General features: G+C 46.3%; 20 protein-coding genes and 1 riboswitch. Of the genes, 2 read left to right on the top strand and 18 right to left on the bottom strand.

The features are described from left to right. Positions 1–12: 12 nt before the first annotated feature. The 17 genes from HP399_RS08700 to HP399_RS08620 form a co-directional block, all read right to left on the bottom strand. Positions 13–603, bottom strand: a complete 591-nt coding sequence (locus HP399_RS08700) for a xanthine phosphoribosyltransferase (protein ID WP_056489798.1) — start codon at positions 601–603, stop codon at positions 13–15. A 234-nt stretch (positions 604–837) separates the two neighbouring features. After that, positions 838–939, bottom strand: a riboswitch (purine riboswitch). A gap of 136 nt (positions 940–1,075) precedes the next feature. Beyond that, a complete protein-coding gene (rsgA, locus tag HP399_RS08695) occupies positions 1,076–2,161 on the bottom strand; it encodes a ribosome small subunit-dependent GTPase A (RefSeq protein ID WP_173618687.1) in 1,086 nt (361 codons plus the stop codon). Positions 2,162–2,404: 243 nt separating this feature from the next. Then, positions 2,405–2,671: a hypothetical protein gene (locus tag HP399_RS08690; protein WP_173618688.1), complete on the bottom strand. Its 267-nt coding sequence runs from the start codon at positions 2,669–2,671 to the stop codon at positions 2,405–2,407. A gap of 98 nt (positions 2,672–2,769) precedes the next feature. Then, positions 2,770–2,991: a WYL domain-containing protein gene (locus tag HP399_RS08685; RefSeq protein ID WP_173618689.1), complete on the bottom strand. Its 222-nt coding sequence runs from the start codon at positions 2,989–2,991 to the stop codon at positions 2,770–2,772. A gap of 170 nt (positions 2,992–3,161) precedes the next feature. Next, positions 3,162–3,641, bottom strand: a complete 480-nt coding sequence (locus HP399_RS08680) for a DUF4265 domain-containing protein (RefSeq protein WP_173618690.1) — start codon at positions 3,639–3,641, stop codon at positions 3,162–3,164. A 156-nt stretch (positions 3,642–3,797) separates the two neighbouring features. Further along, positions 3,798–5,039, bottom strand: coding sequence for an MFS transporter (locus tag HP399_RS08675; protein ID WP_173618691.1), 1,242 nt, complete (start codon positions 5,037–5,039; stop codon positions 3,798–3,800). Positions 5,040–5,315: 276 nt separating this feature from the next. After that, a complete protein-coding gene (locus HP399_RS08670; protein WP_173618692.1) occupies positions 5,316–5,939 on the bottom strand; it encodes a YcnI family copper-binding membrane protein in 624 nt (207 codons plus the stop codon). Positions 5,940–5,954: 15 nt separating this feature from the next. Then, a complete protein-coding gene (locus HP399_RS08665; protein WP_173618693.1) occupies positions 5,955–7,241 on the bottom strand; it encodes a copper resistance CopC/CopD family protein in 1,287 nt (428 codons plus the stop codon). A gap of 152 nt (positions 7,242–7,393) precedes the next feature. Next, positions 7,394–7,627 (bottom strand): alpha/beta fold hydrolase, encoded by a 234-nt coding sequence (locus HP399_RS08660; RefSeq protein WP_228088485.1) that lies wholly within the window; start codon positions 7,625–7,627, stop codon positions 7,394–7,396. Beyond that, positions 7,587–8,675 (bottom strand): Ger(x)C family spore germination protein, encoded by a 1,089-nt coding sequence (locus tag HP399_RS08655; protein WP_255653942.1) that lies wholly within the window; start codon positions 8,673–8,675, stop codon positions 7,587–7,589. The genes HP399_RS08660 and HP399_RS08655 overlap by 41 nt, the downstream gene beginning before the upstream one ends. An 11-nt stretch (positions 8,676–8,686) precedes the next feature. After that, on the bottom strand, positions 8,687–9,790 hold the full coding sequence (locus tag HP399_RS08650; RefSeq protein ID WP_173618695.1) for a GerAB/ArcD/ProY family transporter: 1,104 nt from the start codon (positions 9,788–9,790) through the stop codon (positions 8,687–8,689). Between the two features lie 17 nt (positions 9,791–9,807). Further along, positions 9,808–11,283 carry a spore germination protein gene (locus HP399_RS08645; RefSeq protein ID WP_173618696.1) on the bottom strand — a complete coding sequence of 492 codons (1,476 nt, stop codon included), beginning with the start codon at positions 11,281–11,283 and terminating at the stop codon, positions 9,808–9,810. A gap of 148 nt (positions 11,284–11,431) precedes the next feature. After that, entirely contained in the window at positions 11,432–12,487 is a 1,056-nt protein-coding gene (locus HP399_RS08640; protein WP_173618697.1) for an ABC transporter substrate-binding protein, read from the bottom strand. 61 nt (positions 12,488–12,548) lie between these two features. Further along, positions 12,549–13,346 (bottom strand): ABC transporter permease, encoded by a 798-nt coding sequence (locus HP399_RS08635; RefSeq protein ID WP_173618698.1) that lies wholly within the window; start codon positions 13,344–13,346, stop codon positions 12,549–12,551. Next, entirely contained in the window at positions 13,343–14,146 is an 804-nt protein-coding gene (locus HP399_RS08630; RefSeq protein ID WP_052006442.1) for an ABC transporter permease, read from the bottom strand. The genes HP399_RS08635 and HP399_RS08630 overlap by 4 nt, the downstream gene beginning before the upstream one ends. Positions 14,147–14,190: 44 nt before the next feature. Beyond that, the gene (locus HP399_RS08625; RefSeq protein WP_173618699.1) at positions 14,191–15,177 is read right to left on the bottom strand and encodes an ABC transporter ATP-binding protein; all 987 of its coding nucleotides are present in this window, start codon (positions 15,175–15,177) and stop codon (positions 14,191–14,193) included. A 189-nt stretch (positions 15,178–15,366) separates the two neighbouring features. After that, complete coding sequence (locus HP399_RS08620) at positions 15,367–16,317, bottom strand: DMT family transporter (RefSeq protein WP_173618700.1); 951 nt, start codon at positions 16,315–16,317, stop codon at positions 15,367–15,369. A 137-nt stretch (positions 16,318–16,454) separates the two neighbouring features. Between HP399_RS08620 and HP399_RS08615 the strand changes: the two genes are divergently transcribed. Together HP399_RS08615 and HP399_RS08610 are read left to right on the top strand one after the other, a co-directional pair. Beyond that, positions 16,455–17,804: an aminotransferase-like domain-containing protein gene (locus HP399_RS08615; RefSeq protein WP_173618701.1), complete on the top strand. Its 1,350-nt coding sequence runs from the start codon at positions 16,455–16,457 to the stop codon at positions 17,802–17,804. A 434-nt stretch (positions 17,805–18,238) separates the two neighbouring features. After that, positions 18,239–18,862 carry a YqaA family protein gene (locus tag HP399_RS08610; RefSeq protein WP_173618702.1) on the top strand — a complete coding sequence of 208 codons (624 nt, stop codon included), beginning with the start codon at positions 18,239–18,241 and terminating at the stop codon, positions 18,860–18,862. 48 nt (positions 18,863–18,910) lie between these two features. On the opposite strand, the gene HP399_RS08605 is transcribed toward HP399_RS08610, so the two are convergent. Then, entirely contained in the window at positions 18,911–21,049 is a 2,139-nt protein-coding gene (locus HP399_RS08605) for an ATP-dependent Clp protease ATP-binding subunit (protein WP_173618703.1), read from the bottom strand. Positions 21,050–21,090 lie beyond the last annotated feature (41 nt).

Genomic DNA, 21,090 nt, shown 5'->3' with positions numbered 1-21,090 from the left:
TTAATTTTTTGATTATACGCGTGCAGGCTCTTCTTCAATAAAGTGAATGCCTTCTGGTGACATCGATTCAATACGTGCCAATGATTCGATTCGTACGCCAGCTTGCTCCAAGAGACCACGGCCTTCCTGGAAGCTTTTTTCAATAACAGCACCAACCCCTACGAGATGAGCACCTGCATCTTTGACAATATTCGTAAGTCCCACCAGAGCAGCTCCGGTAGCCAAGAAGTCATCGACAATCAATACGCGGTCTTCTTTGGACAAATACTGACGGGAAACACTGATTTGATACGTTTCCTGACGGGTAAAGGAATGAACAGGAGCAGAGTATACTTCCTCTGTCAACGTGACAGCTTTTTTCTTTTTCGCATAGATAAAGGGAACACCCAACGCAAAGGAAGTCGCCATAGCAAAATGAATGCCACTTGCCTCAATCGTCACGACTTTTGTGATTTTTTCACCAGCGAACAGTTCGGCAAAACGCTGTCCGATCTTCATCGTCAATTGTGGATCTACCTGGTGGTTCAAAAACGCATCCACCTTCAAAACGGATGCCGACAGTACCTTGCCGTCCTGTACGATGCGCTCTTGTAATTCTTTCATCAATTCTTCCTCCTCGGATATGGTTCCGGCCACTTTTTTATGTCTGTGGCCTGCTGAAATATAGAAAGCCCAGAGCGGACAGTGTCACAAGCGGGCTACGTAACAAACCAACGCCAAGTGAAACTGTCCCTCTGGGCTTTTATCCCTTAGGTGTGACACATCATTCGTGCCTGCGTCGCTCGGACCAGCTATCTTTCACCCCTATTATGGGAATAGGAAAGAAAGAGACGGAACCCTAGACGCACTTTCACTCGTAGTCAGGTGATTTACGGTCACCTGGTAGAAACGGATGGGCCTTATTCCCAAAATTATACGAGCTACCTATCTATTTATTTCGAAGTGTAATAACGAGTATTGACCAAATCTATCACAATTCCCGCGTTGTGAGCAAGCGTTAATTTTTGAAAGTAAAGGGAAGCGCTTACTTGTCCATATAAAGGAAAGAGCCCTGATTTCTCAAGGGCTCTCGTGTTTATCGCTTCGGTTTTTTCTCCCGCATTTGAACGTTGATCTTTTTCCATTTATCCCTTTCAGCGGCAGCAAGCCTTGCGTCTTCTTTACGCGCCAAATGTGCCAATTCGCGTTGAAGCTTCAGGTAACTGTCAAAGCGTGCTTTTTCCAATGATCCAGATTGGATGGCAGCTTGAACAGCACAGCCAGGCTCACGCATATGCTTACAATCATTGAAACGGCATGTTTCCGCAATGGACTCGATATCGTCAAAGGCACCGCGGAAGCCTTCATCTGCCTCCCAGAGCTGCAGCTCCCTCATGCCCGGGGTATCGATCATCAGAGCACCACTCGGCAATCGGAACAGTTCGCGATGTGTCGTCGTATGGCGACCACGGTCATCACCTTCACGCACGCCACTGACTTTTTGCATCTCTGCTCCGCTCAATTTATTGATCAACGTGGATTTGCCAACACCAGAGGAACCCATCAAGGCAATCGTCTGGCCCTCGCTCAGATAAGGCGCGAGCTGATCCAGTCCTTCTCCCTGCTCAGCACTGACTACGTGAACAGGCACTCCGATTGCGACTGATTCTATCTCTGCCATACATGTATCCAGATCGTCACACAAATCAGCTTTGGAAAGCACAATCACTGGATTGGCTCCACTTTCCCACGCAAGAATGAGATAGCGCTCTATCCTGCGCAGATTTAAATCATTATTTAAGGAATTCACAAGGAAAACGGTATCGACGTTAGCCGCCACAATCTGCTCTTCCACAGTATCCCCAGCTACTTTACGGGAAAATTTGCTCTTACGTGGAAGAAGTCCGTGGATGGAGGCTTTCTTTTCCTCTGGACGAGCACTGATTACTACCCAGTCCCCGACAGCTGGAAAATCTTCTCGTCCGATGGCTTCATAACGAAGCTTGCCCGTTACTTCGCCCAAGAGTTCGCCATGCTCACTCCACAGACGATAAATACGTTTATGTTCGAGTGTGATACGTCCCACACTGTAGCCTTGCTCGGCATAAGGGGCAAAATGATTAGCAAAATACTCATTCCAGCCCATAGATTGCAATACTTGTTGATTGGTTAGTTGATTCACTGCGGATTCCCCCTGCAATTGGTTAAATATACGGCTATCAGCCTGAACCAGTCACAGTCGAATCCTCATTTGGTGAACGGTATTACTGTTCGCTTGAAAGGAGGATTCCTGTGACCCCGACTACGACACTCTGAACAAATTTGATGACTACCATAAAACATCTCTCCTTTAGCAAACCTACCATTCAGGTTTGGAATCATATTTCCCAATTATTGTACCATAATGAAACAAAATGCAACAGCGTCAATCTCCCCCGCCGCCGCCTCCGCTATCTCCGCCACCACCACTGTCTCCACCACTACCGTTATCGCTTCCGCTGTCATAACTATCCCAACGATCGCCTGAGTCGTGATTTCGATGATGGTGATTGTGATTGCTGTCGACATAGAAGGCTCCGCCCCCGCTGTCTGAAGAGGAATGAGAGCGCCCACTTCCGCCTTTTGCAGCTTTGGACGCCAAGACAAATACTACGACCAAAAACATGATGACGATGACAATGAAAAACTCCATTGTTTGTCCCCGCCCTTCCTCTTTTTTGAAGTTGTTTACCTATTTAGTATAACATAGTATGTCTGGAATAGGCTGGGGGCGTGGGGGGTGATTCCTTTTCATCCGGCAAAATGTCCAGACACAGGTGCGATCGCCAAAATGTTATCCAACGCAAACGCACGATACGCCTTCCTCCTATAACAGTATGCTTTCAAGCTCCCTTTGTTCCCATCGATATTCACCACACGGATCGTACGCCTGCTAGCCTCTCCATCCTTCTTCAAATAGATGATCTCCACTGCTTGCTGCTGGGCTGCGTACCTTCTCAGCTCCTGAATCATCAGGCTGTCACCACCACAAAATGTGTCTTCATGTTGTTGAGATCATCATACCAAAAGAGAACACTCGTTCGCAAGTTCCCCTTTACAAAAGAAAAAGAGACCCATAAACACATACGAGTCCCCATCCCAGAGATAGTGCGGAGTGCCGAAGAACTGACGTTTTCAGACGATTAATCCAGATCTTCCGCCCAACTAACTAACTCTTCATCTTCAAAATCATATGGATTCTTGTAAATATTAGAGTAATAGTACTCTGCTTCTAGTACGTCTCTAATTTTATTGAACGTATGATTGGTTGCATCAAATCCATTACTGATTGGAGCAGTAAACGCGAGTGAACCATTATAAAATCCATCTAGAGAGCCTGAAAGTTCTTTTTTGACGATAGATTCAACTGCTTCTATCTTTTCTTTGATAGGCTGCTCTTTGTAAATTTGAATACAGAAATTTCCACCATGCTTTATTAATTCAAAATCTCCATTGGGATGGAGTTTTATTGTATCTCCTTTCGCAAGACCGAGAGCTAGCCCTGGAGATGCACATAATTTGAATTTTTGATCGCTTAGGTATTCTGCAGGAAGCTCTTCTAAAACTGTTCCCTGTGAACTTGTGCCAGCAAAAACCTTAATCACTGTTAATTTATCTTCCATACGATGCTCCACACCTATCTCTATTTTGAAGGTTTATTTTTTCTTGATTATACCAAAAAAAGTCCTCAGTCACGTTGCGCTTCGCCACCCAACTATTGCCTCAACAAAAAAGGCATGCGCCCTAAAAATGGACACATACCTTATGCTTGTTACAACTCAGCGCCTTCTAAGCGCACGTCCGAACACAATCAAAATCGGTGCCAACAAGATGGCCGCCGCAACCAACGAAGCGCGAATCGAAAAACGGGTCCCGATCCATCCGACAGCCGGACCACCTGCCGTTTGTCCCAAGGCATTGGACTGGCCCATCATCGACAAAACCGTCGCTCGCACACTGCTCTCAATGTTCAAATTCAGCCACGTATCATACAGCGGACTGCTTAATGACTGGATCACACCGATCAATAGCAATGCTACTAACGCCCAGCTAAAGCTCGGGGAAAAGGCAAAAGCAATCATCGCTGCTATTTTGAGCCCCGTCAACGTGAACATCCCCACAAGGACAACCCGCTCATTGTTCACATCCAGCCTTTTTTCCACAATACCTACGACGATGATGCCAAGTAAGCTAGCGAGTGCGGCAATGATCCCGAACCACATTGGCAACGAAATAGCAGCGAGCTCTGGAAAGCCAATTTCTCCGATCAAATGCGCTTCCCACAAACGGTCATACCCTTCAGAAGCTGCACCCGTAAATAGCGTCACGAACAAGATCAGCATGAGAATCGGCTGACTCCGAATCACTTTGGCGCCCAAAGTCCACGTCTGAATCATTTCCTTCACGTGGGATGCACCTCGCTCACGCTCACGAGGAACAAAACCAGTCTCCTTCATGAACAGAAACAGAAAGACACCAAGCCCCAGATACATGAGGCCACCTATGAGGTAAGGCAAATTGGGAGCGAGTGTTGCCAACGCCACACTAAGTGCGATCCCGAGCAGATTTCCAAACAAGGAGTAGCGCTTAGCCTTCATGAAGATCGTACCGATCTTCTCTTCTCCGACCTCATCCACAATCCATGCAGTATCCGCTCCACTGATAAACGTATACCCCAGACCACTGATGATTTGCGAAAACAGCACCAAGCCGAAGACAGAAATAAACGGTACCCAAGCATCAAGCGTGGGAACGATCCCCTGCATCGCAAATCCGATTCCCAGCAAAAACATCCCGATAATGATGGAGCGACGGCGACTGTACGTATCCGCAACGACTCCTGTTATCCCTTCAAACACCAATACGGATAACTCCAATACCGTCCCGATCAATAGCAATTCAAACGGGTTAAAGCCCAGTGTCACAATGTAGTAAAGCGCATAGGTCGTGAACATAGTCGTATTGGCCAGGGAAGTCAAAAAACTTTTGATCATATATACTTTTGTCGCATGCATGAACATGGAAGCAGTATCCACCTTTTTTTAGGCAGATGACGCGTTCCGTTTTCACATACTGATCGTTACTCTACAATCCTCTACTGTGCAAAATGCGTACGCGTCATGCTGCCGTTCCTATTTTTCCTTCCTGTGTACTTGCTTGCTCTGAATAGTGTTTTTAACATGTGATATACACCTCCGAAAGTAATTACAGCTATTATAGAATGTTTTTAATTGCCACACAATGGAAAAAGCTGTGCAGCATGATTGGACACACTGCACAGCTTAATTATGGAGCACTTACGCTTTTTTTCTAAACAGACCAACGATGGAGATCAACAACGCCAAACCAGAAAGTACCAATGGCAAGGTATTGTTGCTGCCTGTACTCGCCGCTTCCCCGGCAGGAGCGGTTGCCGGCTTTTGTTCTTGTCCATGCTCATGCCCTGCTTCGCCTACACCAGTCTTAATGGTAGTGACAGACGCTGGCGTTTTGGAATCCTTGTCCCCTGTCCATTCCACGACCTCGCCATTTGCATAGGTCTGATAAGCCTTCCAAGCCAATTGGCCCTCTTCTTTCGGGTTTGCCCCAACAAACGTGAACTCTTGGAACTCATGCGCCTTGATTCCACCTTCTGTTGCTGTCCACACAAGTGCTGTGTTCACACCATCTTTATCTTTTTCGAACTCGTAGGTCCAGTCCGGAATCGGTTGAACGGAATTTACCTTCACATTTGCCGGGAATTCCAGCTTCACTTTTGTCGTGTTGACGTCTTTTTCTACTGGAACACGCACGGTGTATTTTTCATAGGAGCCTGTAGTAGCCTCTTTCGGATATACGTTCACATGTGCTTGTGCTGCTGTCGCCAACGTCAAAACTGCACCTGCTACCAGTACACTGCTCATCCATTTTTTCATTTTCATCGTATGAAATCCTCCCTAGTTTGAATCTGTTTGAATCACGGCCTGATTATTTGTCGTCGCAGTCGGGTAGTTGATTTGGCTCATCCAAAGTCCAGCCAGAACAGCGATAATCCCGAATACAATCTCCCAACGCAAGTAAGCGGGCTGCAAAGAATTTTTCGTCCGCCAGCGCCTTGTTTGCCGAAAGGCTAGAAGAAGCATGAGGCAGACACTTGCTATTTTTCCGTATAACAGATAGCTCCATGCCGTTGTACTCTGGAAAATATTCATGAGATCCGTCTGCACGCTGAGCATAACAACACCCGTCACGACAGCAAGCACTGCCGCCACAGCAACTGTCTGCAAAAAGAACCTCTTGAACGACTCCTGTCCTCTTTCAGCCACTTTGACTGTAAGTAGCAAGTAGACAAGTGCTCCTATCCACACGGCGACCGTCAATACATGCAACAGTCTCAGCAAAATGGACAGCCAGACAGGGGCAATGCCCCATGCATGACCACCAAAAGCTTGTGCGCTGATCAAAAGAATCCAGATTCCCACATACCAGCCGGACACCATATTGGGGATCGCGATCAATAACAGTAATACAAAGGACACCAGAAGCATAATCGCAAACGGAGACTGACTGAGCAAGTTCCCGTCCATCTGCCACAGTGCTTGCGTAAGTGATACAGCGGTTAACGATTCGTCATACAAGAACCACAAAAATATAAGACCGATGATCGCTAAACTCCATCCAATTTGTCTGCCAATCCCGATGAGCTGGGCAAGTGAAGGCAAGCCATGACGCTGTGCTGCCCACGCTACCAGATACAAGCCGCCACCTACGAGAATAATTCCTTGCGCCAAATAGCGGTACATGATCAAGTAGCTTGAATCTGCTTTTTGCTCATTTGGCGGAACCACGACTGCACTTTTTTGTCCGATGGAAAACGTGAGCTTCTCTTCGATCGGATGTCCATCCTCGGAAACGACAGACACGATAACCGAATACGTCCCTTCCGCCAAATCGGTTGGCAGTTTCGCATTCAGCTGCGAGGCATCACCCGGCTGCAATGTCGGCCGCTCCACTTTTATTTCCTTGCCATCCCAGTCAAATAGACGCACGTTAACAAGATCGGGCTCCAATGTTTCGGTAAACCGCGCAGATATTTGTCCTGGATTCGCCTTCAGTACCTCACCATCTTGCGGTGAGCTGCTCATCAAGCCAGCATGGGCGTAAGCAGTTGTCATACCCGTTGTCAGTACAAGTAAGAAGGCGAGCAAAAACACAACCGCATAATGTCTGATGTTGTATGTCACCCTATCACCTGCTTCCATATTTCGTCCTTAATCCTATCAAAATAGTCCGAGAATCTATATGGCTCCATCGGGCTATCTGATGTGGCAAAGTGTTGAAAACAAAAAAAGGCATGAGCGGTAATTCTCTCCGATCCATGCCTTTTCAAACTGTATTAGGATGATCTTACAATGCTTTGTCCGAGAAATTCCAGGACGAGTTTGTTAAATACCTCTGGTTGATCCATCGGTGGGATATGGGCTGAGTCAGGCAGGATGACTTTTTTGGCGCCTGTAATCCGTTCGGTCAATACATCGGCGATTTGTAGAAAATCGGGATAATCCCGCGCTATGTATTTTTTGTTCCTTTTACCCAATGACGCCTGTACGTAAAACCTTGATCTCGACATCCACCTCATATTTCGCCCTTTTCATGATTTCCCGACATTCATCTTTACTCAATTTCTTTTTCCCGCTCTTTTGACTGGCTATATTGTAGATTTCTCCAAATCCTACCGGGTCTACATCGTGTTTTCTTAACTTTTCCAGTAAATGTTCCGTCTCTTTTTTTACCGCCAATTCGATTGCTTTTTGTACCTTTTTCAACTGCTCAGGCTTTGATAAATCAATTTTTTCAGCCATTTCCTGAATCTGCGCTGTCATCTTGACTTTCACAGAAAATCTTGGTTTCTCCAAATCCAGCACTTTAATTTGCTTTTTGCTTGAGATATGTTCAATGACAGTAAAAAGACGCTTTTTATCGAGGGAAATGTTTATTTCCAATTCTCCCTTATTGTAACGCTCACGTAATACCTTGAGGAAAAATCCTTCCCTTGTTGTAATCTCTGCCACCAGTTTTTCATCTCGAAACAAACCAATTTGATTAATATGCAATTCATTCTTTACTCTTTCGATATAAGGCATCACAGGATCTTTCCCGACTGCATAATAATCTTTCATGAACTCATGAAGTTTCGAGGAGATCATATTCTCTCCTTCGACGTTCTGTCGTATGGCTTGGTACAGGTAAATTCCAATGTTGCTGTTCTCGGGATACCGATGTGTCAAAATATCATAAGCTCGTCCTTTGGCTACTGTTAGATATACATTGCTTCCAATGGAGGCATCTCGCGTTAAGTTTTCCACAAGAGAAAGGATCCCTTTGCGCGCTAACTCATCGTGATAGACCACGACGCGAATTTGACCGCCTACAATTTTTTTGGAAGACTCCCTGTTCTGTGACAGGGTGAGTCCTTTGCTTGTATGCGCTGTGCCCGAAATCACAGTGACCAACTCACGTGCCTCCGGGTCAATTTGATAAAATACCGTGGTACCTAACAGCTGTCCATCTTTACTAAGATCGTATCCCACTGCAACCGCCAGTCCCAATTTTTCTAATACATGTTGCTCCCCACAGCCGTTCAATAACACGACCACTAATAAGTAGTGAACAAGCAACCGTAACCTTTTCATGTCCGGACTGCTCCTTTCCGAAACAGCCGAATCACTACATAAAGCACGATCGGATAAACAAAAATGATATAGAAACCTACTCCACCGAAAATATCCGTGATGAGATTAATCGACTGGCGTGTTTCCAAAAAGTTGCTAGCAAAAAACATGACACCAACAATCCCGAAAAGGGCCATTCTTTCCTTGACCCCACTAATATGGTGAACCCCCCGCATGGCTATCCACAAGTCCATCAGCAAATTATCCAGCATGATGAGCATCCACAGTGAAATGGACACAAACTCAAAACGCTCCAAAAACGGAAACTCTACAATTTTCATCATCATAAACGTTGCCCAGATAAGATGCTGAAGCTGTTCGCCTTCAAAGTACAAGAGTGTAACCAACATGACGACAACATACAAGCAGGTAGTCATAAACAACCCACCATGTACATACCGCGGTAGTATTTCCTTTTCCTTCACAAAAGGATAGATGAACAAAATAATCTCAAATCCGATAGTGGAAAAAGACATCTTCTTCGCACCGTCCAACAACTGTCCAATATCATGATGAAATACTGGCTGCAATAAATGAAAATCGGCGTATTGCAGGGGATAAGCCATGAGCAGCAGCTGCCAAATCGTCAATCCCACAGAAAAAAAGCTAATGCCAGCCAACACCCGAATGCCACCCGTCACTCCATAAACGGTCAGGCAAAGCAAGGCGGCATTTAATATCCAAGAAGGCACTTCTGGAAACATCCATGACTGAATGATCTCGATGTACCCTCTCAAGATTGTTAAGGCAGACCCCATGATATATACGATAAAGATGAAATTGAGAACGCGAGCCGGCCATTTTCCAAATACACTTTGATGAATGTCATACAAATCCATGTTTTTGAATTTCGCTAAGATTTTTAGCATGAACCACGCTGCTATATGTGTCATAATGCCTGCTATTATGACCGCAATCCAAGCGTCTTGTTGCACCCTATCATAAATAAACCGTTGTACGCCAGCTATGCCGATTCCAACCTGATTGCCATGAACCATAAATAGCGCAAGCGATACGCTGATAGCCATATGGCTGTTCCGACGAAAAGTGGACAGTGACATTCACATTCAACACCTAACTACTGAACTGGTCTCTTTTTCCCGACTTCATCAGGCGCACGGGTATCGTCAGGAGAACGTGTCATAACCGGACGCTTGCCGAGAGAGTCAAAAGGAAACCGGATCAGACTGTTTTTAAAATCCTGCAAGCGAAAAGGGAAGAAGGGTAGAAAAAACGGACGTCCCAGACTTGATTGACGTAGGATGTGTATCAATAGAAAAGACGCGCCAAGCATAATACCAAAGCCTCCCCAAATTCCAGCTAACAGGATAATCGGAAAGCGGAGGATGCGTACTGCCGTACTCATCATGTAGGAAGGAAAAGTAAACGAAGCTAATGCACTGAGTGCCACAATCATGATCAAGATGTTACTGGTAAAGCCCGCTGCAACGGCTGCCTGTCCAATTACGATACCGCCGACGATCCCTATCGTTTGCCCAACTTTGAAAGGAAGTCTTGCTCCAGCCTCCCGCAGGAATTCAATAATCATCTCAAGCAGCAAAGCTTCAAACAATGGGGGAAAAGGCACCTTGGAACGAGACTTTACTAGCGATACAAGGAGAGCAGATGGAATCATTTCATAATGGAACGTAAGTGCAGCCACATAAGTAGCTGTAAAAAACAAAGAGACAAAAAGGGCCGAGAAACGTAACAATCGGATGAAGGAAGCCATTTGCCACCGGACATAGAGATCTTCATTGGACTTGAAAAAGTCAACGAAGGAACTGGGACCGACGATAGCAAACGGGCTCCCCTCCACAAACACAACAACCTTTCCTTCTAACAGGGCTTCACTTACATGATCAGGTCGTTCTGTCAGGATTAGCTGCGGAAAAATAGAGAACGTATTGTCATCAATCAGTTGAACCAATTTTCCGCTGTCAATCACGCCGTCTATATCTAGATCGTTTATACGCTGAATGACAGTTTGAACATTTTCAGGAGCAGCCAGTTCCTCCATGTAACATATTTCCACATTTGTCATGCTGCGCTTCCCAATCGTAATGGATACGTTGGTAAGCAAATCAGTCGACAGATATCCCTGTAGCATCCCTAAGTTGGTTTCCAAGGCTTCCGTAAAAGAAACCTGGGGACCGAAAATCTGGGTTTCGACCTGAGCCTCTCCCAAAGAACGACTTGGTATTCTTGCTACGTAGAGAAGAATCCCGCACGCCGTTCCTTCTATTTGAAGGTAAATCCATCCCCTCACGAGATAATCGCTGACTTTCCTGTAATCCATGGTTTGGGTAACATGAGCAACAGGAACATTCCCCAAAATTGTATCAGGAACGATCTTTTCGTCAGGTAGTCTTTCCAAATAGGGAAGCAACACCTGCTGGAGAATGACCGTATCCACTAGATAGGGGAGGTAGGCTAACAACAAGCTATTGGTTCCACAAGAAAAATTACGAAACACCAATCGCGGATTTCGCATGTGATCCCATAATCTTTCTCGCGTCTCGCTAACGGATTCAGAAATCATGTTGGTTGTCATCTTATGTTTACCCCAATATATGGTGTCCCCTTATTATTTTTCCAATGTCCTTTCTCTATTCCCCTTTCCAGCCGAAGAGTATGCTCCCAGACAAAATGAAAACAAAAAACCGAGACGGAATACTCCATCTCGGTTCGTTCACTACTATTTATCTGCCGCTCTTCATTTCAGTCCAGTAGCGGTCGTATTGCTGCAAGGTTTCTCCTACATCCACCAGCCACTCTGCACGTGCAATGTCTGCTGTATCCAGGAAGACCATCTTATTGGAACGATATTCTTCACTGTGCAGTGGGTATGCTTTTTCGTTCGGATTGCTGTAGCCAATAGACTCGTAGTTTTTCACACTGACCTCTGGGTCCATCAAGTAGTTGATGAACTTCTCAGCCATTTCCTTGTTCTTAGCGCCTTTTGGAATTGCCAGCGTGTCTGCCCAGATCGTTGCGCCCTCTTTCGGAATGACGTACTCCACATCTGGATTTTGTGCGTGAATGAAAGCGGCGTCACCGGACCAAACCGTTCCAATCCATGCTTCCTCAGCAATCATCTTTTGCTTGATGTTGTCTGTATCAAAAGCAACAACATTCGGTACTACCTTTTTCAAATCAGCAAAGGACTTTTCCAGTTCCTCTGTGTTTTTCGTGCTATTGGAGAAGCCATTCTTGATCAATGCCATTCCCATAACCTCACGTGGGTCGTTTAGCATGATGACACGGCCCTTGTAAGCTTCATTCCACAGATCGTTCCAGCTTGTCGGGGTTTCTTTTACATATTTCTTGTTGTAAGCGATCCCGGTAATTCCCCATGTATATACGAGTGAATACTTGTTTTCTTTGTCATAAGGAGGTGTCTTGAACGTAGACACGATATTGCCCATGTTCGGGATGTTGGCTTTGCTCAACTCTTCCAGGAGGCCCAGCTGAATCATAGTGCCTACCATGTAGTCGGAAGGTTGAATCAGGTCGTAGCCGGATGCACCCGCTTGAATTTTTGCCAGCATTTCTTCGTTGCTGCCGTATACGTCATAGTTAACCTTGACGTTGAATTTTTGCTCAAAATCTTTGATGACGTCTGGGTCGAAGTTGTCTGCCCAGCTATAAATATTCAATACTTGTTGCTCTTGCTCAGATGACGATGAGCAGCCTACAGCAGTCACCGCAAGTACGGCGGTCAAAGCGCCGATCATCAAGGACTTGAAACGTTTCATTTTTTCCTCTCAACCTCCAAATCAGTTATGGGATTGCTATTATGAAAACTCCATGATGTATCTAAAAGATGGATTGATTATTTTTCGAGTCTTTGCGGCGGAAAATCTCTGCCACCACAACCAACAGCACTGTACTCACGATCAAAAGTGTCGAGAGTGCATTCACTTCTGGCGAAACGCCTCGTTTGACCAACCCGTAAATGTAGAGTGGCAATGTGGTCGAATTCGGACCAGCCACAAAGAACGAAATAATGAAATCGTCCAGCGACAGGGTAAACGCCATCAGGAAGCCTGCGATGATCCCTGGCATGATCAGAGGCAGCGTCACATAGCGCAATGTCTCCCAAGGAGTTGCTCCCAAATCTTGAGAAGCTTCTTCCAATTCTTTGCCCATATCAGCCAAACGGCCAGAGATAATGACCATCACATACGGCATGCTAAACGTAACGTGAGCCAGGATCAGGGTCACTTTCCCCAGTTCCATCTGTACCTGGCTAAACAGCACGAGTAAAGCCAATCCCATCATGATCTCCGGGATGACGATCGGCAAGTACATCAGCCCGTTGAAGATGTTGCTCCAACGAATCGAATAATGCTTGACCGCCAGAGCGGCAGCCGTACCCAAAACCGTTGCAATAACGCTGCTGATAACCCCAATCGTCAAACTGTTCATCAGCGCTTGCATGACCTGCCTGTTTTCAAACAAAGAAACGTACCACTTCCACGTAAAACCAGTCCACGTAGCGTTGATCCGTGAATCATTGAACGAATAAAGGACAAGGATCAAAATTGGCAGATACAAAAAGACCAGCATCAGCCACGAGTATCCAGATAGTGCGTTTCGACGTAATGTTTTCATGCTGATCCCTCCTTTGTCTCACTCGCTTTGGTAGCGCGGAAATAAAGAAGAATCAACAGCATGGACAATAGCATCAGCACGATGGACAAGGCAGAACCAAACGGCCAGTCACGCGCAGACAAAAATTGATTTTGAATGACGTTTCCGATCAGAGCCGATTTCGCTCCTCCCATGACATCCGGAACGACGAACATCCCGATGGAAGAAACAAATACAAGGATCGACCCAGTGACGACACCCGTCTTGGTCATCGGCAGAGTCACATGCCAGAAAGCTTTCCAAGGCGTTGCGCCCAGATCATACGCTGCTTCCAGCTTACGACGATCCATCTGCTCCAGCGACACATAAATCGGCAGTACCATGAACGGCAAGAGTGTGTACACCATCCCGAGCAGGACAGAACCCGAATTGTACAGAAGCGGCAGCGGCTCCGAAATAATGCCCAGCGATTGCAGGAACGTATTGATTACACCTTGCGAACGCAGGATGATTACCCACGCATAGGAACGGACCAAGAAGTTGATCCAAAACGGAATCATCACGAGCAAAAGCCATATTTGCTGCGTCGATTTTTCCAGTCGTGAAATGTAATACGCTAACGGATAGCCGCACAAGATCGAAAATACAGTTGTTAAAACCGCTACGACCAGCGTATCCCAAAAAATTTGGCCATACAGCGGATCGAAAATACGGATGTAATTGTTCAGCGTAAACTCATAGACAACTTGCCCGTATGTGCCTCTTTTGAGGAAAGACAGTATAGCGATCATAAGCATAGGCAGGACGAAAAGCGCACCCATCCACAAAAGGGCGGGAAGCGCGAGCAGTTTTACCGGCTTCTTGTTTAACAAGGAAGAATCACCTCGTCCGTCTGTGCCCAGCCAATGGCCACTTGATCTCCCACCTGCCAGTCCAGACCGTCACCTGCGTACTGGTGTGCCATTACGGTCATTTCCTGCCCCTCGAGGCGGATAAATACCTTACGCAAATTGCCGAGGAACACCGCGTCAGCAATGGTGCCCAGCTTCTTGTGCTTGTCCTTATCGGAGTCAACCGGGTACAACTTGATCTTTTCTGGACGTACGGCTGCATTCGTTCCGTTTTCCCGGAAAATGTTGTTTTCCCCAATAAAGGTAGCCACAAACAAGGTTTGCGGGGAGTTGTAAATCTCTGCTGGAGAAGCAATCTGTTCAATTCGTCCCTTGTTCATAACCGCGATGCGATCGGACATTGCCATCGCTTCTTCTTGGTCATGGGTGACGTAAATGAACGTTATCCCTAAGTTTTTCTGCAAGTTTTTCAGTTCGAGCTGCAAGCTTTTTCGCAATTGGTAGTCCAAAGCACCTAGAGGCTCGTCCAGAAGCAGAACGCGTGGGTTGTTAATAATCGCCCGTGCGATTGCTACGCGTTGCTGTTGTCCGCCAGACAGCTGCTTTGGCATGCGCTTCCGCAATTCTGTCAGTTGGACGTACTGAAGTACTTCCTCCAAACGCTTTTGTTGTTCAGCTGCGTTTACTTTTTTCATTTTCAAACCAAACAGGATGTTTTGCTCCACGGTCATGTGTGGAAACAAAGCATATTGCTGGAACACCATGTTCATATCGCGCTGATACGGCGCCACAGCCTTAAGTGGCTTTTCGTCCAGGAAAATTTCCCCAGTCGTTGGCTGCTCAAAGCCAGCAATCATTCGCAGCAGTGTCGTTTTCCCACAGCCACTCGGGCCGAGTAACGTCAAAAACTCCCCTTCTTCAATGGAGAGAGAAAAAGAGGGGACGACGACAGTATCTGCAAATCTCTTTTCAATTGAATCCAGATGTATAATTTTTTTCATTCCGTCATCTCACCATATGTCATTATACTCACAATCTAGGTAACTATATCGTGTATGATACGATTTGTAAACAGTTTCACCAAGTCTGGAATGATTTTTTTGCGACCAGCAAGTAAGAGCGATTCCTCCACAAAAACAAACAGAGCCAATGAATAAACATTCGCTCTGTTGCGTATCCATTTTATTTTCTCACACTGAGGTGGATTTCGGTTGAGGCGTGCGATTCTGTTTTTTCGCTTTTGCCCCTAGGAAATTCGTCCCAATCACTCCGATAATAATCATCACCGCGCCAATAAGATGGTAGTATGCCAGTTGTTCCTGCAAAAAGATGACGCCTGCCACAATGGTAACCAGTGTAGACAAATTGTTAAACACGCTGAGTTTGGATGCTTCCATCTTGGACAAGGCAAAGTTGGTCATAAAAGACGTCATGAGCGAGGACAGTATCCCCAAAAATACAATCGAGATGATAAACGCCGAGCTGGCGAAAGGGGCAAAATACGTCGACAAGGTCCCCTCTGCACTATGGCGAATGACTGACCAGCCGTTAAAAAACAAAAATCCGAGTAACGCCACCATATACGTCATGTCTATATAATGAAAGGACTTTGTCATTTTCCTCGCCAGAACACTATACCCCGCCAAAGAAAACGCGGATAACAGGATGAGAATGGTACCGATACTGCTCCCTGAGCCTGAGCTTACACTGAGCCCCTTCATTGCAAAAATGTACACGACACCTCCTACGGATAAAAGCGTGGACAGCTTTTGCAGCCACGTAGAAGACTCTCCCAAAAAGAATGCCGCCATGATCATAGTAAAAATCGGAACGGTTGCTTGAATAATCCCCGCTTCAGACGAAGTGGTATACACCAGTCCAAACGCCTGAAGGGTAAAGAACAGAATAGGGTAAAGCATGGCGAGCGGTATTATCGTGAGCATGTCTTTTGGTTTGATGGACAGCTTGATCCACCCAAACACGATCGGTATGGATGCAGCGATAAATGCCACGGTAAAACGGTGTGCCAAAGTATCAACCGGATTGGTTACAGCGAGTGCCATTTTCAGAAACAAGAACGACAAGCCGGTTATCCCTGCATTCAATAATGCCGCAAGAATCGCTTTTTGTTCGTCTTTCATCGTATGTATCTCTCCTACTGGGGACTTTTTACAGACGGCCGTCTTAGGTTAATAGTAATGGGGGATTAATCGTGCTACAATGCAAAAAAGGAGTAACTGTACCGATACAAATCCGGCTGTAAGGGAATGTTTTTTGGATGCACAAATATTTGCAGCTTCAAAATGAACTTGAAACATTGATTGAAAGCCTCTCCTATCGAGACGGAGACCGGCTTCCCTCCATTCGGGAGCTCGCCTCTCGCTACCAATGCAGCAAGAGCACTGTAATCCGCACTTTGGATGAGCTCGAAAAGCGTCACCTCATCTACTCGGTCGACCGAAGCGGCTACTACGTCGTGAAAAAACAAAGGAAGATCCAACCCGCAGATACGTCCATGATCGATTTTGCGACCTCTGCTCCCGATCCTGACCTCTTTCCTTATGTCGATTTTCAACACTGCATCAATAAAGCAATTGAAACCTATAAAAACGATCTTTTCATATATGGAACCACACAAGGCTTGCCGTCGCTCATTGCCGTCATCGCCAAGCTGCTTGGGAACCATCAGGTTTTTACGGACCCGGGTAATATTTTCATTACCTCCGGTGTCCAACAAGCTCTATCCTTGCTGTGCAGTCTTCCTTTTCCAAATAGCAAGGAAACGGTTCTGATTGAGCAGCCCAGCTACCATCTTTTCATTGAAAGCTTGCAAGTACGCAAGCATCCTGTCGTCGGGATCAAACGCACTGCCCAAGGAATCGATTTAGAAGAGCTGGAGTCTATTTTCCGAACGGGAGAGATCAAGTTTTTCTATACGATGCCTCGCTATCATAGTCCGCTCGGTACGTCGTACAGCCGAAAGGATAAACAGCGCATTGTGGAGCTTGCCCAACAGTACGACGTCTATATTGTAGAAGACGATTACATGGCAGACCTTGAGCATGACAGCAAAGCTGATCCCCTCTTTACCTACGATCGCTTTTCTCGCACCATCTATTTAAAAAGCTATTCCAAAATTATTTTTCCCGGGCTGCGTTTGGGTGTGGCCGTTATACCTGACGCGCTAAAGGATTCCTTCAACCAGCACAAGCGACTCATGGATATCGACAGCTCCATGCTATCTCAAGCTGCGTTGGAAATTTACCTAAAAAGCGGAATGTTCGAGCGTCACAAGCAAAAAATACGCAGTTCCTATCAACGGCGATCCAACCTTCTGATGGCGTCCTTGAACCATTTTGCGGCGAATGAAGAGCATCTGTTCACCTTTCAGCCCTTTGCGTATCCGGGGATTCATACGCACATTGTTTTGAACGATTCCATCCCGGTCCCTGCTGTTATCAGCCAGCTCAAAAAACGCTCGATCCTCGTGGATGCTACTGACAAAAATTACTTGATGGGCTTTCCGGAAGAAAATATGTTGAAGCTGAATGTGTCCTATGCCAAGGAAGCAGTGATTGAGCAAGGGATTGAGGTGTTGATGGATGTGTTACGCCGTATTCACCGATAACCTCTCCGCCTTAAGTCGTAGATAAAATCCGGCGAGAGTGCGTTTTTGGACAACCAAAAAATCTCCATAATAGAGCTGTTGAGTTGATCCATAGCCCAGGCGGATGTGAAATGATTGTTTACGTAACCTATTAACGATTTACAACGTATTACAAATACAGGAATATGGTTTAGCAGAATGATGGCGGCTTTGTAAAAAAATATGCAAAAAAAATGGTTTCAAAATGCATCGAATGCGGTATATCGTTGTATAGTAAGTGAATCCCAATTCAAAAAAATTCGTTCCATAGTCGGCCAGTTTGAAGTAGAATCGCATCTAGACACATGTATTTTGTTGGGCTTACTCGGCGTGATGCTGAATATTCCGATAAAGCGCACAAAGGCCTCCAAAGTTGATGACTGGCAGTTAACGATAGAATGAAAAAGGAGAAATAGATGTTTCAGAACATTTTAGATTTCTTAATGGAATACGGCTATTTGGGAATGTTCATCCATTCTTTTGCAGACGCAGTCATCTTTCCCGTTCCTGCTTTCTTTCTTCAAGTGCCACTCAGCCTCGTTGACCCTTCGCAGGCATTGTGGATTGCAACGGTAGGCTACATCGCTTGTCTGATAGGGACACCCGTCGGTTATTTTATCGGTAAAGTACTAGGCAAATCCGTTCTGTACAAAATCCTCAAGAAGGAATGGATTGATTCTGCCACAGTGATGTTTCAAAAGAAAGGCGAAGTCGCGATCTTCATCGGTTCGTTTACACCCATTCCGTTTAAAGTTTTTACAATCATGTCGGGTTGCTTGAACTTCCCATTGTGGAAATTGCTTGGGTATGCGGCAATTGGACGGGCAGTCAAATTTTACGCAGTTGGATTTTTGTTTTATTTTTACGGCAAAATGGCGGAAAATATGGTCCATGACGTTTCTCTCTATATCTTTCTCACCGTGGTGCCGCTCATCTTGGTCGGGTTATGGGTGAAGAAAATCGTCACCAAGCGCCGTCAGCTGAAAATGGAAAACGAGGGCGTCAGCAATGGCATCAATGAGAAAGTCATGAATGAATAAATAGCAAAGAAACCCCAAACATATGGGGTTTCTTTTTTTTACGATTGGTTATCCTTTTTTGACACGAATTCCTTCATCTTCTACATCAATCAGCATCGATGTCACATTGTCCTCTTCCATCACCAGATCCGCAATGCCATCTTCGACATATTGCTGAATCACGCGACGCAATGGACGTGCCCCGAAGGAAGGGTTGTAGCCCAGCTCAGCCAGCTTTTCTTTTGCGGCATCTGTCACGCTGATCTCCATTCCTTGCTCAGACAGATTGCCCCTTACATCTTGCAGCAGCAGATCGACAATTTTGACCAAATCCTGTTTTTCCAGATGGGCAAAGGAAATGATTGAGTCGAAGCGATTCAGGAATTCCGGCTTGAAGTACGCTCCCAAAGAATCCAGCACAGTGGCAGGCTCGGGCGCTTTTGCTCCAAAGCCAACGGAGATTTTACGCTCGCTCACACCGGCATTGCTCGTCGCAATGATGACTGTCTCCTTAAAATTCACCGTACGACCCTGACTGTCTGTCAGACGACCATCCTCCAGAATTTGTAGGAACATGTGCATCACGTCCGGGTGTGCTTTTTCGATCTCATCCAGCAGGATAATGCTGTACGGGTTGCGGCGTACGCGCTCTGTCAGCTGACCTGCTTCTTCATGACCGACGTAACCAGGAGGAGAACCGATCAATTTGGATACCGAGTGCTTCTCCATGTACTCACTCATATCGAGGCGGATCATGGAATCACGAGTACCAAACAGCTCCTCTGCTAATGCTTTGGACAGCTCTGTCTTCCCTACGCCTGTCGGACCGACAAACAGGAAGGAAGCAATCGGTCTGTTTTTCGGTTTCAGACCTGCACGACTGCGACGAATCGCCTTCGCTACTTGTGTGACCGCCTCGGATTGACCAATAACTTTTGCTTCCAAATGAGCTGCTAGGTTTTTCATTTTCATCTGCTCATCACTTTGCAGCTTGGTAACAGGAATCCCAGTCTTTTGCTCGATCAAGGCTTGGATGTCCGTGACGTCAACCTGTACGCGTTGTTCCTTGCCCTCGATCTGATCCAGCTTCTCTAAAATGCCCGCTTCCTCGTCTCTCAAACGGGCAGCTCGTTCGTATGCCTCTTGCTCTGTCGCTTCCTTTTTCTCCTGATTGATTTGCGCCAGCCGCTCATGCAGCCCTACCGTATCAACTGCGGAGGATCTCAGGTTCAAGCGCGAGCCCACTTCATCCATGAGATCAATCGCCTTGTCAGGCAAGAATCGATCCGGGATGTAACGATGGGAGTATTCCACGGAGGCACGGATGACATCATCCGAGTAAGCGACTTGGTGGAATGCTTCGTATTTTGGACGCAATCCCTTTAAAATCTCGATGGCTTGCTCTACGGTTGGTTCCTTGACCATGACTGGCTGTAGGCGGCGCTCCAGAGCAGCGTCTTTTTCAATCACGCGATACTCTTTTAACGTAGTTGCCCCAATCAGCTGCAACTCACCGCGAGCCAGTGCAGGCTTCAGGATGTTCCCTGCATCCATGGATCCTTCCGCAGAGCCTGCTCCCACCAAGAGATGAATCTCATCCACAAACAGGATGACGTTTTTGCGTTTTTGCAGCTCGGCAATCACTTGCTTCATTTTTTCCTCGAACTGTCCGCGAATTCCCGTCCCTGCAACTAGAGAGGCGACATCTAAAATGTACACCTGCTTGTTTTTCAGCTTGGTCGGTACTTGCCCTTCCGTAATACGCAGGGCGAGGCCCTCCGCAATCGCCGTCTTCCCGACCCCTGGCTCCCCGATCAAAACCGGATTGTTTTTGTTCCGTCGGTTCAAAATCTCAATGACACGCTCAATTTCCTGTTCGCGTCCAATCACAGGGTCAATCAGTCCGGCACGTGCCGCATCGTTTAGATTACGACCCAGGTCATCGAGGATGCCTCCACCACGCTCTGGTGCTTGTGGCTGAGGTTGGCCGGAAGATTTGCCCGGGTTCACCCGGCCTTGGGCAAAGCCTTGCAGGAACTCATCCAGTCCAGAGAAGGAGGAGAAATGACTAAAGCCCATGCCCACTCCCATTTTGTTGGTCAGCTTTATTTTGCAATCCTGGCACAAATCGTATTTTTGTTGCTGATTTTGTAAGCGTATATGAACAGTCACAGTTGCTTCTCGTTGTTTGCAGATTTCACAATGCATATTCAATCCCCCCAAAAGCGTTGTTTTGGAATTCAGAAGAT

It is taken from the genome of Brevibacillus sp. DP1.3A (genome assembly GCF_013284245.2).
Classification (GTDB): Bacteria; Bacillota; Bacilli; order Brevibacillales; family Brevibacillaceae; genus Brevibacillus.
Note: the sequence above shows the minus strand (reverse complement) of the source record. Positions and strands in the feature narration are given on the sequence as shown.

Excerpts from the sequence above, each read along its gene's own strand:
- HP399_RS08700 (WP_056489798.1), bottom strand. The coding sequence starts at position 603 with ATGAAAGAATTACAAGAGCGCATCGTACAGGACGGCAAGGTACTGTCG.
- HP399_RS08690 (WP_173618688.1), bottom strand. The coding sequence starts at position 2,671 with ATGGAGTTTTTCATTGTCATCGTCATCATGTTTTTGGTCGTAGTATTT.
- HP399_RS08685 (WP_173618689.1), bottom strand. The coding sequence starts at position 2,991 with ATGATTCAGGAGCTGAGAAGGTACGCAGCCCAGCAGCAAGCAGTGGAG.
- HP399_RS08680 (WP_173618690.1), bottom strand. The coding sequence starts at position 3,641 with ATGGAAGATAAATTAACAGTGATTAAGGTTTTTGCTGGCACAAGTTCA.
- HP399_RS08675 (WP_173618691.1), bottom strand. The coding sequence starts at position 5,039 with ATGTTCATGCATGCGACAAAAGTATATATGATCAAAAGTTTTTTGACT.
- HP399_RS08670 (WP_173618692.1), bottom strand. The coding sequence starts at position 5,939 with ATGAAAATGAAAAAATGGATGAGCAGTGTACTGGTAGCAGGTGCAGTT.
- HP399_RS08660 (WP_228088485.1), bottom strand. The coding sequence starts at position 7,627 with ATGTCGAGATCAAGGTTTTACGTACAGGCGTCATTGGGTAAAAGGAAC.
- HP399_RS08650 (WP_173618695.1), bottom strand. The coding sequence starts at position 9,790 with ATGTCACTGTCCACTTTTCGTCGGAACAGCCATATGGCTATCAGCGTA.
- HP399_RS08645 (WP_173618696.1), bottom strand. The coding sequence starts at position 11,283 with ATGACAACCAACATGATTTCTGAATCCGTTAGCGAGACGCGAGAAAGA.
- HP399_RS08640 (WP_173618697.1), bottom strand. The coding sequence starts at position 12,487 with ATGAAACGTTTCAAGTCCTTGATGATCGGCGCTTTGACCGCCGTACTT.
- HP399_RS08635 (WP_173618698.1), bottom strand. The coding sequence starts at position 13,346 with ATGAAAACATTACGTCGAAACGCACTATCTGGATACTCGTGGCTGATG.
- HP399_RS08630 (WP_052006442.1), bottom strand. The coding sequence starts at position 14,146 with ATGGGTGCGCTTTTCGTCCTGCCTATGCTTATGATCGCTATACTGTCT.
- HP399_RS08625 (WP_173618699.1), bottom strand. The coding sequence starts at position 15,177 with ATGAAAAAAATTATACATCTGGATTCAATTGAAAAGAGATTTGCAGAT.
- HP399_RS08620 (WP_173618700.1), bottom strand. The coding sequence starts at position 16,317 with ATGAAAGACGAACAAAAAGCGATTCTTGCGGCATTATTGAATGCAGGG.
- HP399_RS08615 (WP_173618701.1), top strand. The coding sequence starts at position 16,455 with ATGCACAAATATTTGCAGCTTCAAAATGAACTTGAAACATTGATTGAA.
- HP399_RS08610 (WP_173618702.1), top strand. The coding sequence starts at position 18,239 with ATGTTTCAGAACATTTTAGATTTCTTAATGGAATACGGCTATTTGGGA.
- HP399_RS08605 (WP_173618703.1), bottom strand. The coding sequence starts at position 21,049 with ATGCATTGTGAAATCTGCAAACAACGAGAAGCAACTGTGACTGTTCAT.